The sequence below is a fragment of the Nannocystis exedens genome, assembly GCF_002343915.1.
Taxonomy (GTDB): Bacteria; Myxococcota_A; Polyangia; order Nannocystales; family Nannocystaceae; genus Nannocystis; species Nannocystis exedens.
The window spans coordinates 10,026,484-10,039,387 of sequence record NZ_NETK01000001.1; the positions used below are offsets into that span (position 1 = coordinate 10,026,484).

General features: G+C 74.4%; 11 protein-coding genes. 4 read left to right on the forward strand and 7 right to left on the reverse strand.

Translation table 11 applies throughout. The features are described 5' to 3' along the window. Positions 1-138: 138 nt before the first annotated feature. From nadE to NAEX_RS39080, 4 genes are read right to left on the reverse strand one after another with little or no spacing between them, the layout of a single operon-like run. Entirely contained in the window at positions 139-2,118 is a 1,980-nt protein-coding gene (gene nadE / locus NAEX_RS39065) for an NAD(+) synthase (RefSeq protein ID WP_096332555.1), read from the reverse strand. Between the two features lie 22 nt (positions 2,119-2,140). Beyond that, positions 2,141-3,088, reverse strand: a complete 948-nt coding sequence (locus NAEX_RS39070; protein WP_096332556.1) for a ribose-phosphate diphosphokinase — start codon at positions 3,086-3,088, stop codon at positions 2,141-2,143. Then, on the reverse strand, positions 3,085-4,890 hold the full coding sequence (locus tag NAEX_RS39075; RefSeq protein ID WP_096332557.1) for an IucA/IucC family protein: 1,806 nt from the start codon (positions 4,888-4,890) through the stop codon (positions 3,085-3,087). Before NAEX_RS39075 ends, NAEX_RS39070 begins: the two co-directional genes overlap by 4 nt. 43 nt (positions 4,891-4,933) lie before the next feature. Then, positions 4,934-5,725: a TSUP family transporter gene (locus NAEX_RS39080; RefSeq protein ID WP_096332558.1), complete on the reverse strand. Its 792-nt coding sequence runs from the start codon at positions 5,723-5,725 to the stop codon at positions 4,934-4,936. Between the two features lie 407 nt (positions 5,726-6,132). Here NAEX_RS39080 and NAEX_RS39085 point away from each other — a divergent pair, with 407 nt between their 5' ends. Further along, entirely contained in the window at positions 6,133-6,921 is a 789-nt protein-coding gene (locus tag NAEX_RS39085; RefSeq protein WP_096332559.1) for a potassium channel family protein, read from the forward strand. Between the two features lie 71 nt (positions 6,922-6,992). Further along, a complete protein-coding gene (locus NAEX_RS39090; protein ID WP_170136381.1) occupies positions 6,993-9,275 on the forward strand; it encodes a TAXI family TRAP transporter solute-binding subunit in 2,283 nt (760 codons plus the stop codon). A gap of 268 nt (positions 9,276-9,543) precedes the next feature. On the opposite strand, the gene NAEX_RS48920 is transcribed toward NAEX_RS39090, so the two are convergent. Beyond that, positions 9,544-9,900, reverse strand: coding sequence for a hypothetical protein (locus NAEX_RS48920; protein ID WP_143141000.1), 357 nt, complete (start codon positions 9,898-9,900; stop codon positions 9,544-9,546). On the opposite strand from NAEX_RS48920, the gene NAEX_RS39100 reads away from it, so the two are divergent. Next, positions 9,899-10,663 (forward strand): CAP domain-containing protein, encoded by a 765-nt coding sequence (locus tag NAEX_RS39100; protein WP_143140999.1) that lies wholly within the window; start codon positions 9,899-9,901, stop codon positions 10,661-10,663. The genes NAEX_RS48920 and NAEX_RS39100 overlap by 2 nt on opposite strands. A 159-nt stretch (positions 10,664-10,822) precedes the next feature. Here the strand turns inward: NAEX_RS39100 and NAEX_RS51430 are convergent, their stop codons facing one another. Further along, complete coding sequence (locus NAEX_RS51430; protein ID WP_170136382.1) at positions 10,823-11,272, reverse strand: DUF1579 family protein; 450 nt, start codon at positions 11,270-11,272, stop codon at positions 10,823-10,825. 70 nt (positions 11,273-11,342) lie between these two features. Here NAEX_RS51430 and NAEX_RS39110 point away from each other — a divergent pair, with 70 nt between their 5' ends. Next, entirely contained in the window at positions 11,343-12,479 is a 1,137-nt protein-coding gene (locus tag NAEX_RS39110; RefSeq protein WP_170136383.1) for a M28 family metallopeptidase, read from the forward strand. Positions 12,480-12,488: 9 nt separating this feature from the next. On the opposite strand, the gene NAEX_RS51435 is transcribed toward NAEX_RS39110, so the two are convergent. After that, positions 12,489-12,632, reverse strand: coding sequence for a hypothetical protein (locus tag NAEX_RS51435; protein WP_170136384.1), 144 nt, complete (start codon positions 12,630-12,632; stop codon positions 12,489-12,491). Positions 12,633-12,904: the final 272 nt, after the last annotated feature.

Below are 12,904 nucleotides of genomic sequence, written 5' to 3' on the forward strand. Positions count from 1 at the left end.
CGGCGAGCTGTGCCGCCGCTGCCGCCGCGCGCCGGTACGAGGCCGAGGTCGTCCGCGAGCTGCGTCGCCCCGGGGCGCCGGTGGTCGCGGCGGTTCAACGAGAGGCCTGTCCTTGCGGACATGCCCCGAAGGCCAGGATCAGCCCTCCCGCGGTACCACGTTCTCGAGCTCGGCGAGCTCGCGGGCGAAGCCGCCCGAGAGGATCGGGAAGCGGCACCACGTCTTCGGGTCGAGGTTCTCGTCGTCGAGGTGGAAGCTCGGGGCGTAGCGCTCGCGCTTCCACTGGTTCTGGCTCCACAGGCGGAAGAACCGCTTGATCCACAGGAGCAGCTGGGCGCGGCCGTGCTCGGGGAAGCGGCTGGCGAGGACCCGGTAGACCTCCTTCGGCGCGAGCTTGTCGCGGATGGCGGCGCGTTCGATGACGTCGAGGATCGGGTACGGCATCAGGTCGTCCTCGTCGGTCTGCTTGGCGCCGGCGGGCCGCAGCTCGGCGGTCGGGGCCTGGACGTTGACGGCGCGCAGGGCCGGGGTCGGGCCGACGCCGGCGGGGCCCTCGTGCTCGACCCACCGCAGCCACTGGCGCAGGAAGGCCTTGTCGATGCCGGCGATCGGCGACAGGCCGCCGCAGGTGTCGCCGTCCATGGTGGCGTAGCCGACGGCGGCCTCGCTGCGGTTGCTGGTGGCCAGCAGGAGGGCGCCGCGCAGGTTGGCGAGCAGCCACACGCCGGGGGCGCGGGCGCGGGCCTGGATGTTCTGCAGGGCGATGTCGTCGCTCTTCCAGCCGAGCTCGCGGCCGATCGCGCCCTCGACCGTGCGCACGTAGGCGCGCACGAGCGGCTCGACGTCGAACTCGAGGAACTCGGCGCCGACGGCCTCGGCGACCGCGCGGGCGGCGTTGCGGGTGGTGTCGGAGCTGTTGGCGGTCGCCTGGTAGACGCAGGTCAGGAGCGCCCGCACGATCGCCCGCGGGGTGGTGCAGGCGCCCTCGGGCAGGCCGAGGCGGGCGCAGGTCGCCTCGACGCCGAGCTCCTGGGTGGCCAGCGTGACCATGAGGTGGACGAGGTAGGCGACGGCGGCCGAGTCGGCGCCGCCGCTGAGCGAGACGACGAAGCCGCGCGATCGGCTCTTGCGCAGGTAGTCGAACAGGCCGAGGGCGACGGCCCGCGAGAACTCCTCGCGCTTGTCGTTGCGCAGCGCGTCGTCGGGGGCGACGGTGTGCGGCGGCAGGTCGGCGGTCGGCAGCTTCATGTCGAAGCGGGTGATCCGGCGGACGTTGTCGTCGACGGTGGGGGCGTAGGTGGTGCGCGCGTGGACCATGCGCGCGAGGTCGACGTCGACCACCGCGCTGGTGAGGTAGACGTCGCCGTAGCCGAGCCGCGGGCCCTCGGCGACCAGGTGGCCGGACGAGGCGATCATGCACTCGCCGTCGTAGATGACGCGGCCGGCCTCGTTGCCGATGAAGTTGGAGTAGACGTACGTGGCCCGGAAGCTGCGCGAGGCGTTGAGGACGATCTGCTTGCGCACCTCGTGCTTGCCGAACGCGAAGTGGCTGGCGCTGGGGTTGCAGATCACGTCGACGCCCTGGCTGGCGAGCTCGACCCCGGGTCGGTTCGGGACCCACGCGTCCTCGCAGATCTCGAAGCCGATCCGCAGGCCGCCGACCTCGAAGATCTGGTCGCCCAGCGGGTAGCTGTGGCCGTCGTGCTCCCACTGCACGAACTTGCCGGCCGGCCAGCCCTTGAACCACCGCGGCTCGTAGTGGATGCCGTCGCCGGCGAGGAAGCGCTTGCCGACCAGGCCGACGATGTGGCCGTCGGCGACCAGGCAGACCGCGTTGTAGTTGGCGGCGCGGTGCATGATCGGCAGGCCGAGCGCGACGACGATGCCCTTCGTCTCGGGCAGGAGCTCCTGCAGCACCCGCCACGACTCGAGGATCGTGCCGCGGCTGAAGAACGCGTCCTCGCAGCCGTAGCCGGGGATGCACAGCTCGGGCAGGCACAGGACGGCGACGCCCTGCCGGCGGGCCAGGCGGATCGCCTCGAGGATCCTGGCCTGGTTGCCGTCCCAGTCGAGCGGCGTCTGGTTGAGGGCGGCGGCGGCGACGCGGACGAGGTGCATTCAATGTCTCCGGGGACAGGTTCTACAGGACATGTCCTGCGAGGTGGGGCGCGATGAGCGGGGCGATCGAGGCGACCCGCAGCGGGGTCGGGTCGCCGGCGCTCGCGCCGGCGAGGGCGCGGGCGCGCGGGTGGCTGTCGGTGCAGGCGATGGCCGAGAACAGGCCGGTGGCCTGCAGCTTGTGCAGGGCGTCGCCGGGGAACACGCCGTGGGTGGCGACGGCGGCCAGGCTGACGGCGCCGGCGCGCTGGTAGGCCCGGGCGGCGCCGATCAGCGAGCCGCCGGTGCGGATCATGTCGTCGTAGAGGATGACCGGCTTGCCGGCGACCTGGGCGTCGATGGCGGTGATCTCGGTGCGCTCGCCGTCGTGGCGGCGCTTGAACACGAAGGCGGCGGTGACCCCGAGGTCGTTGGCGAGCGACTCGACCCACTTGGCGCGGCCGGCGTCGGTGCACGCGAGCACGAACGGCCGGCCGCCGGCGATGTCGAGGATCATGTCGCGGATCACCGGCTTGGCGTAGACGTGGGTGGCGACCAGGCCGGCCTCGAAGTAGTGCGGGATGCCCTCGGCGTGGAGGTCGAGGAGGATCACGCGGTTGCCGTAGGAGGCCGGCGGGATGGCCGAGAACAGCGCGGCGCGGGTCTTGGCGGTGACGACCTCGCCGGGCTTGGTCGACCGCTCCATGGTCGCGTAGCCGTAGTACGGGACGACGAGGGTGAGGCGGCGCGCGCCGTAGTGGACGGCGCCGCAGGCGAGGTCGAACAGGGTGAGCGCGGCGGCGTCGTCGACGGTGCCGCCGATCAGCACGACGTCGCGGCCGTCGACCGGGGTGACGAGGCGGAGGTAGCGCTCGCCGTCGGGGAAGGCGAAGGTGTCGATGTCGCCGGCCTCCAGCGCGGCCGAGCCGCACAGGGCGGCCTGCAGATAGCCGTACTCCGGGGTGGCGAAGACGAGCGGGCGGGTCGTCATGCGGGGGGGAAAGAGTACCCCTCGGCGAGCGCGTTGGCGACCTCGGTATAGGCGTAATCGCTGACGCGTTCGTCGATGCGCATGCGCAGCAGCGCCTTGCTGCGGCAGGTGGCCGCGAAGAAGCACGCGCGATCGTCGGCGCACGCGCGCGCGAGCCCCGGATCGGCGGCCCAGCGGTCCCACTGGACCTGGCAGATCCGCCGCACCGCGGGCCACAGCGCGGCCGGGTCGGGGCCGCCGGCGTCGTCGACCCAGCCGATCACGGCGGCGAGGTGGGCGTGGACGAGGGTGTGCAGCAGCTTGCCCTGGGCCTCGGCGAGGTCGGAGGTCAGGGTGAACGAGTCGGACGCGAGCGCGGGGCCGTGACCGGCGGCGGCGAGCCGCCCGCGGTGGAGCCGCACGCCGCCGAGGTCGCGGACGACGAAGCCGCGCGGGCGCCCGGCGTGGACCAAGAGGGTGTTCTGCAGGTGCGCCTCGAGGGCGACGCCGTGGGCGGTGAGCAGGCGCAGGGCCGCAGGGACGAGCAGGTCGAGGTAGTCGGCGAAGAAGGCCGCCAGGCGCGCGCGCAGGTCGCCGGGGTAGTCGGCGGCGAGCTCGCGCAGGATCAGGTCGCCGCCGGGCCGGCGCGCGCCGAGGGCGGCGCAGACGACGAGCTGCGGGGTGCGCGAAGGGACATGTTTCAAGGGGAATGCCGCATGGGACAGGTCCTCCGGGGCATGTGCGTTCGGGAATGTCTCCGAAGACAGGTCGCGGGCGAGGGCGGCCGGGTCGGGGCGGAGGACGACGCCGAGCTGGCCGGCGCACGCGCCGTGGCGCGGGTGGAGGCCGGCGGCGGCGAGGTCGGGCTGGATCTGCAGGCCGCGGCGGGTCAGCGGGTCGGCGGCCTGGATCGCGGCCAGGAGGGCGGCGATCTGCGGGCCGTTGTGGACCGAGGCGGGCGAGACCTGGCGGCGCGCGCTGGTGGTGTGGATGTCGACGGCGAGCTTGAGGTGCAGCGCGGGCGCGGCGAGGGCGACGGTGCGCAGGCTGAGCAGGGCGCGCGCGGGCAGCGGCGGCAGGCCGGCCGGGCGGACCTCGCGGCCCCACAGCGGGCCGAGCAGGCGCGGCAGGCGGCGCAGCTGGAGGGCGTGGACGGGCAGGCGGACCAGCCCAGGCGGCGGGGCCGGGAACAGGGCGCGCGCGAGCTCGGCGTAGCGCTCTGGCTCGGCGAGCTGGGCCTCGTCGGCGGCGATGTCGACGGCGTGGACGCCCGCCTGGGCCAGCAGGTCGGGGCCGTGGCGCAGGTTCTCCCAGGCGCGCAGGCCGAGCCGGGTCTTGCTCATCGGGTGCCACGGGTGGCCGTCGACGACCAGGTTCTCGGGGTCGAGCGGGGCGGGCCACGGCTGTCCCTCGGCGCATGTCCGATGGCGCAGGTCGGCGGCGAGCCGGGCGAGCGCGAGGTTCCACCGGCTGTCGTCGAGCTCGCGCGCGAGCCGGGCACGCGTGGCGGGGGCCAGCGCGGGCAAGAGGCGCGGCAGGAGGTCGGGCAGGTCGGGCAGGTCGGCGGCGTCGAGGTCGGCGGCGTGCAGCTCGAAGGCCCGGCGGCGCCGCAGCGGGAGGTTCAAGGAACATGTGCGAAGGGACATGTCCTGAAGGTCGAATTCGACGAGCCGCTCGCGCGCGCAGGCGAGGACGAGGCGGGCGCCGATCGCCTGCGTGGCGGCCCGCCAGTGGGCGGCGAGCTCGCCCGGCGCCGGCCGGGCGCCGAACGCGGCCGGCACGGCCCGGGCGGCGAAGGCGAGGAAGCGGTCGCGCTCGGACACGGGCGAAAGGTAACGCGGGTGCCGGGGCGGCGAAAGCCGACGATCAGCCCTGGCCGTACAGCTCGAGGCCGAGTTCGCCGAGCATGAGGGCGGCGGACAGGAGGAGGACGGCGGCGATCCAGCGGCGCAGGCTGGCGGGGTCGAGGCTGCCGGTGCGGCGGGCGCCGAGGTTGGCGCCGAGCAGGGTGAGCGGGGTGACGACGGCGAAGGCGGTCAGGTCGACCTGTCCTTCGAGGAAGGTGGCGACGCCGGCCGACAGCCCGGTGACGGCGCCGATCGCCATGTTGGTGCCGACGGCCACCGGCGGCGGGACGCCGGCGTAGCGGATCATCGCCGGCAGGCGCAGGCTGCCGAGGAGGAGGCCGACGAGGCCCGAGATCGCGCCGAGGACGGCGCCGACGACGACCTCGGCGAGGACGGCGAAGGTGCGCGAAGGGACATGTGCGGAAGGACCGGTAGGCTCGGGCCGGCGCCGCAACATGCCGGCGCCGGTGAGCAGCAGGACGACGGCGATCGCGGCCTTGAGCGCGCGCGCGTCGACGTGGCCGGCCCAGCGCGCGGCGACGAAGGCGGCGGCGGCCGAGGGCGCGCCGACGGTGGCCAGCAGCCAGAGGCTGACGCGGCCGTCGCGAGCGTGCCGCCAGGTGCCGGTGAGGGTGCCGGCGGTCGAGATTGCGAGGCTGGTGGCGGCCCCTGCCACCGGGCTGCCGAGGACGTAGACGAGCAGGGCCACGCGCAGCTGCCCGAGCACGAGCCCGACCGTGGCGCCGATGTAGCTGAGGCCGAAAGAGACCAGCGCGATGAGCGCCAGCGCGAGGATCTCGGTGGAGCGCAGGCGCCGACGCTAACACGCGCGCGCCGAGTCCGGGCCGCCGCGCGGGCGCACCCGCAGGCGGCCGCGTTCACGCGCGGCGAGGACCCGGAGGCTCGCTCGGCTCGCAGCCTCGGCGGGGATCGATGCGAGGGCCGCGGAGGCGCTGAGACGGGAGGGCGCGTCGCGTGAGGTCGCCTCGCGAGCGCGGCTGCGGCCGAAGGGTCGCGCGCGGCGAGGACGAGGCAAAGGAGGAGCGAGCGGCGTGGTGCGCTCTCGCAGCGAGCGCGCACCCACAGCCCGGCACGACGGTGGAGGCGAGGCCGGCATGAGGCCGCGTTCATCGGCGCCGGCGCGGGCGATCGTGTCGGTGATGAAAGGGGGTCGGCCGGCTTGACAGGCGGGCGCGCCGGGGCGGACGCTGCGGCGGGGTGACGGAGCGCGGCGACACGGCGGCGGCGGAGGAGCTCGCAACGGGGCTGCCGGGGCCGACGAGGCCGCGCTGGGTGGTGATCCACTGGACGCCGGAGGCGCTCGGGCTGGTGCGCGCGATCGCGGCGGCCGAGCCGGCGCCGGAGCTGACGCTGATCGGGCCGGCGCCGGCCGACGAGGTGGCGCCGGCGCTGGCCGAGTTGCCCGCAGGACATGTCCAAAAGTACTGGCAGGGATCCGCGAGCGGCGGGGTCGAGGCGCTGGCGCGCTTCTTCGCCGACACCGCCGGGCTGCCGGCGGCCGACGCGATCATCGTGCTGCCGCTGCGCGGCCACGGCGAGACCGACGCGTTCTCGCGCCTGGTGTGCACGGCGATCCAGCGGGCCTGCAAGGGCAAGCCGCCGCACGTGGTGGTGGCGGTCGAGGACCCGGAGGCGACCCACGAGTTCGAGGGCCTCGGGGTGGCGACGATCTTCTACCCGGGCTTCCTGCGCGCGGCCCTGCTGGCCCACGCGTGCGTCGACCTCGGGGCGTTCCGCTTCATGCTGGCGCTGCTCGGCGGGCGGCTGCGCGTCGAGACCTGGCCGGTGCCGCCGGAGCTGCGCGCGGCGACGTTCCGCGAGGCCTGCCTGAGCGTGGAGGTCGACCGCCGCGGCCGCCCGGTGACGCTGATCGGGCTGTTCGCGCCGGGCGACGGCGGGCAGGAGGCGATGCTGCTGAGCCCGCCGCTCGCCCGACCGCTGCGCGACGCGAGCGCGCTGCTGGTGCTGACGGGGGAGGCCGAGTGAGGCGCGCCGAGCGGCCTGGCTCTCGGGGCATGTTCTTGCGGACATGGCCGATCGCGCCTGTGCTCCTGGGCATGTTCCTGCAGACAGGCGCGGCCCGGGCCGGGGACGCGATCGTGGTCCGCTTCGGCTCGGGGGCGAAGAAGGGCGGGTTCGACAACACCGCCCAGGCGCTGGCCGAGGCGGTGCGCGGCGAGGGGCGCGTCGTCATCGCGCCGGAGTCGACCAAGGGCTCGTGCGAGAACGTCCACAAGCTGCTGTCGGGCGAGCTCGACGCGGCGCTGGTGCAGTACGACGTGGCGGCCGAGGCGTTCAAGGCCGGGCTCGCCGACGCGGACGCGGGCGACAGCGCGATCCCCAAGGGCGGGTGGATGTGCAAGCTGTCGCCCGAGGAGGCCGACAAGGCCGAGCTGCGGGTGATCGCGGCGGTGTCCGACGCGGCGGTCCACGTGCTGGTGCGCCGGCCGGTGCGCCTCGACGACTTCGCCGAGATCGGCCGCGAGCCGCTGTTCATGGGCAAGGACGGCTCGGGCAGCTACGAGACGGCGAAGGTGATCCTCGGCGCGGCCGGCCACACGGCGGAGCAGCTGCCGCTGTTCACGGGCACCGCCGACGAGGCGCTGGCGGCGATGAGCCGGCGCGAGCTGCTGGCGATGCTGCGGACCACCGAGCGCGGGCACACGGACATCCGCGACGTGCTGGCGTCGGGCCTGGCGACCCTGAACCCGCTGCCCGAGGCGGTGCTGAACCGCCTGATCGACGGCTACCCGTACTACCGGATCTGCCCGATCGAGACCGGGACCTACCCGGGCCTCGAGTACAGCCTGCCGACGGTGTGCGTGAGCTCGGTGGTGCTGGTGGCGACGCCGCGCGAGCGGCTCGAAGACGAGGGCTTCCTCGCCGACCGCCGGCTGGCGGTCGAGGCGATGATCCACGGGCTCAAGAAGCTCGCGCGCGACGAGCAGTACAAGCGCCTCGGGGTCCGCGTCGAGTGGCGCGGGTTCGCCGAGCGCGAGCCGATCCCGCTCCACCCGGTGGCCGAGCTCCACGAGACCAGCGAGCGCCGGCGGGCGTGGCTCGAGGCCGGGGCGTCCGCGGCGGCGCTGGGGGGCGCGCTGTACCTGGCGCGCCGGGCGCTGCGGCGGCGGCGGGTCCCCGGCGCGGGGCTCGAGAGCCAGCTCTCGAACCCGCTGGTGCCGTTCGCCGCGTTCGCCTGCGTGGTGGCGCTGTCGACGTTCATCGTCTGGTCTTTGGAACATGACTCGAACGCCAGGCTCAGGACGCTCAACGACTCGTTCTGGGAGATGAACACGTTCGCGACCGGCAACTTCACGACCGACACGCTGAAGACGCCGACGGCGCGGCTGGTCGGGGCGGCGGCGACGATCCTCGGGCTCGGCCTGCTGGCGTGGTTCACGGCGACGCTGACCAACATCTTCGCGCAGGAGCAGACGCGGCTGTGGCGGCGGCTGAGCAAGCACCTGGTGGTGCTGAACTTCCGCGAAGACATGCTGCCGCTGATCCGGCTGCTGCGCAGCCCGGGGCCGACGCGCCACCGGGCGCTGCACGTGGTGGTGTCCGACGCGCTGCCGCGGCGGGTGCGGCTGCAGCTGGCGCGGGTCAAGGCGCTGACGATCCACAGCGCGAACCCGGAGGTGCCGGAGGACCTGGCCGGGCTGCGGCTGCCGCGGGCGTCGCGGGTGATCGTGCTCGGCGACGGCGAGACGAACGGGGCGAGCTACGATCCGCTGCGGATCGCCCGCGCGGTCCACCAGGCGTGCGCGCGCGACCCGATCGGGGGCGGGCAACGGGCGCGGCCGCTCGGGGTGGCGGCGACGTCGGTGGAGATCGCCCGCACCGCGCCGGCGCTGCCGGTGACGCTGGTCGAGACGTCGGACGCGGAGCGCGAGGAGGTGTTCTCGCCGTTCGCGGGCTGGCTGGTGCCGGTCGACTGCCAGGCGCTCGCGCACCGCTGGCTGGTGATGGCTTGCCGCGACCGGGCGTTCGCCGAGCTGTTCAACCGCGTGGTCGCGTTCGCCGACGACAACGCCGAGGTCTACACGGCGCCGGCTCCCACCTGGCTGATCGGACAGCCGTGGCGCAAGGTCCGGCGCGCGCTGCTCGAGGTCCAGGGTCGCGGCGGCGCGGTGCCGCTGGGGCTGTATCGCCCGGCCGATCCGGGCGGGAAGGCCCCCGTCGGCGGGACGTCGCACGCGGAGCTGCGGCGGCGGCTGATCGTCAACCCGCGGCCGGACGAGACCGTGGTGCCGGGTGACCTGATCGTCGCGCTGTGCGAGGACGAGGCCGACCTGGTGCGGATCGTGGCCGAGAGCCGCAAGGTCACGCCGGCGAGCTGACGGGCTGCAAGCGCGCGCGACGACGGAGCAAGTCGACGGCGACCGGCTCGACGCGTTCGCCGGCTGCCATCGGTTCGGCTCCTGCGACATCCATCGCGTCGTCGAGCTCCCGCTCGCGGCACCGCCGTCGACGCTCACGCGTCGCGGCGGCGCTCGCTGGCGGCGGCGCGGCCGCCCGGTTGACGGCGGCGCGAGCGGGTCGTATTCGGGGCGAGATGCTGTCTCCTCGAGTCGTCCTCGCATGGGTGTCCGTGCTCGTCGTCGGCTGCTATTCGGGCGTCTCGGAGGTGACCGAGAGCATCGGCGCACCCGAGACGAGCGAAGCGACGACGGCCGGCACCAGCGCGGCGAGCTCCGGACCGGCGACGAGCGAGCCGGGCGCGTCGGCCACGGCGGAGGGGTCGACGGCGGAGGGGCCGACGGCGGAGGTGTCGACGGCGGCGGAGCCGACGAGCACGAGCGGCGCGGGCGCGACGTCGACGGGGCCGGACGAGGTGTCCTCGGGGCCAGGTCCGACCGACACCGGGACGTCCGGCGAGGCGTCGACCACCGGCGGCACCACCGGGGAGCCGATCGATCCGGCCGCGGAGGTGTGCGCGCGCTGGACGGCGGACCGAAAGGACATGTCCGAAGGGACATGGAGCGGCGCCGTCGCCGGCTGCCAGGCGGGCGACACCGGGGCGCCCGGCCGCGACAACGCGCTCAAGCTGATCAACCTGTACCGCTGGTTGGCCGGGCAGCCGGCGGTCGGGCACGACGCGGGGCTCGACGCCAAGGCCCAGCAGTGCGCGCTGATGATGCACGCCAACGGGAAGCTGTCGCACGATCCGGACATGAACTGGGCGTGCTACTCCGCCGACGGGGCGCAGGCGGCGATGAACAGCAACATCTCGTCGACGCCGGGCGTGGTCGCGGTCGACCTCTACATGGTCGACCCCGGCAACGCGACGACGTTCGGCCACCGGCGCTGGATCCTCGCCAACGGGCTCGGGCCGGTCGGGCTCGGGTCGACGGCCGCCAACTCGTGCATGTGGGTGATCGGCGGGCAGGGCGGCGGGGACGCGGCGTGGACGGCCTGGCCGCCGCCCGGGGTGGTGCCCATCGACGCGATCCGCGTGCCCGAGGTGCCGTGGTCCGACGTCGACAAGACGGGCTGGACGATCCAGAGCGACGCGATCGACCTCGACGCGGCGCAGGTGACGATCCGCGAGGGCGGGGTCGACCGGCCGGTGAAGTCGACGCCGCTGGTCGGCGGGTTCGGCTCGGCCAGCGCGATCGCCGTGACGCCGCAGGGCTGGGCCTCGGAGGCCGGCAAGACCTACACGGTGCAGGTGAACGGGGTGCCGCAGCCGTTCAGCTACGACGTGCAGGTGGTGGCGTGCCCGTGAGATGACGGCGCGGCCGGGCTGGCCCACGCGAGCGACGCGCGGCGGTCGGGGGCGCCGACGGAGCTCCGGGCTGCGTGGCTTCTGTCCCCGGAGACATGGCCGGGACGGCATGTGCAAGGGAGCATGTCCGATGGGGCATGCCCGCCCGGACATGCTCGATCAGGCAGTCTCGGCGACGCGGCCGAGGCGCACCTCGACGGCGCGGTCCTCGCTGCCGCTCGGCGAGATGTTGGTGGCCTCGATCACGAGCAGGTCACCGTCGCGGCGGAAGGCGGTGCGCCAGCCCCAGCGGTCGGGGCCGGCGCGGTAGCTGCCGAGGACCCCGACGGCGGGGCCCGCGGGCCCGGTCGACCACATGGCGGAGGCGCCGGTGTGGAAGCTGTCGATCCAGTACATGGTGTGCTCGTGGTCGTCGAGGCCGAGGGTCATCTCGCCGCGGTGCGGCTTGCCGGTGCACACGCCGTCGTAGCGGAGGCGCGCGTAGCGGCCGTCGAGCAGCGACTCGATCTCGACGCGCCAGGTGCCGACGTCCGGCTCGCCCGAGGGGTCGAGCCAGGTGCGCGCGGGGCCGGTCCATGAGCCTGTGAGTTCGGTGAGGGGGTGCGCCATGAGGCCCGTCATAGACCAGCGACGGCGACCGATCCACTGGCGCGCGGGGGCGGGTGCTATAGTGACGGCGATGCGAGCGGTCCGCGGGGTGGTCGGGGTGGTGTGGCTCGGGCTCGGCGCGTGCCCCTCGCCGCCGGGGCTCGGCGAGAGCGACGGGACTGCGGCGAGTGGTTCGGCGGAGACGAGCGCGCCCGGCGAGGCGAGCAGCTCGAGCAGCTCGAGCAGCTCGAGCGGGACGGGCGGGACGAGCGTGGTGCCCACGACGACGGGCTCCGTACCCGACGTCGGCGCCGGCTCGCGCTGCGGGCACGACAGCCCGGAGGCGCTGATGGACTGCATCGATCCGGCGCGGTGGGCCGAGGACGTCGCGTTCATGGCCGCGTCGCGCCCGCCCGGATCGATCCACTGGCAGAAGGTGCAGGACCGCTGCGCGGCGGAGCTCGAGGGGGCGGGCTTCGTGGTGGAGCGCCAGGACTACGGCTCGGGGGTCAACGTGATCGGGACGCGCGAGGGCACGGCGGCGCCGTCCGAGGTGGTGCTGCTGGCGGCCCACTACGACCACATCAGCGGCTGCCCCGGCGCCGACGACAACGCGAGCGGGGTGGCGGGGGCGCTCGAGGTGGCGCGCGCGCTCGGGCAGGCGACGCTGCCGCGGACGCTGATCGTGGCCTGCTGGGACGAGGAGGAGCTGGGGCTGCGCGGCTCGCGGGCGTTCGCGCAGGCGTTCACGGGGGCGAAGCTGGCGGTGGCGTTCAACTTCGACATGATCGGCTACGCGAGCGCGGCGGAGCAGTCGCAGATCTTCCCGGTGCCGCTGGCGGAACGGTTCCCCGGGCTGGCCGACGAGCTCGCGGCCAACAAGGGGCGCGCCGACTTCATCGCGGTGGTCGCCGACCCGTCGGCCGAGCCGTTCGCGCTCGAGCTCGAGGCGCAGGCGGAGAGCCTCGGTCGGCTGACGGGCGTGATGACGCTGACCGACGCGGAGAAGCTCGACGAGGACGCGTTCGGGGTGCTGAGCCTGTCGGACCACCGCAGCTTCTGGGAGCTCGGGCTGCCGGCGCTGCACGTGTTCGACACCGGGGTGTTCCGCAACCCGGCCTATCACTGCACGGTCGGGCTCGACACCGCGGACAAGCTCGACCACGCGTTCGCCACCGACGTGCTCAAGGCGACGACGGCGGCGGTGGCCGCGGCCGCGGGGCTGTAGCGGCGCGGCTCAGCTCCACTGCAAATCGAGGACGAAGCGCCGCCACTCGCGCTCGAAGCGGGGCATGTCGCGGTGACCGAGGACCTTCTGCAGGGTGCCGTCACCGCCGGGATCGAGGTCGGCGCCGGCGCCCTCGTCCACGAGCTCGTCCACCCGTTCATGATCGCCAACTTCCCCGCCTGCCCCGCCTGGTTCAACGAGGGCCTGGCCTCGCTCGACGAGTGTAGAAGACGCGCGCCGGTCGGTGGGTCTGGTGCGGCCGCAGTTCGCCGGGCCGGCGCAGGCGGTCGCCCGGCCGCTGCCAAGAAAGACGCGACCGCGAGAGAATCAACCTGAACTCGGGGACTCGGGCCCCTGCAGCGGCGTGAGCGGATGCCCCGAGGGACAGGCGCGCTCCGCCGGCGCGGGCGGATGTCCCGAGGGAC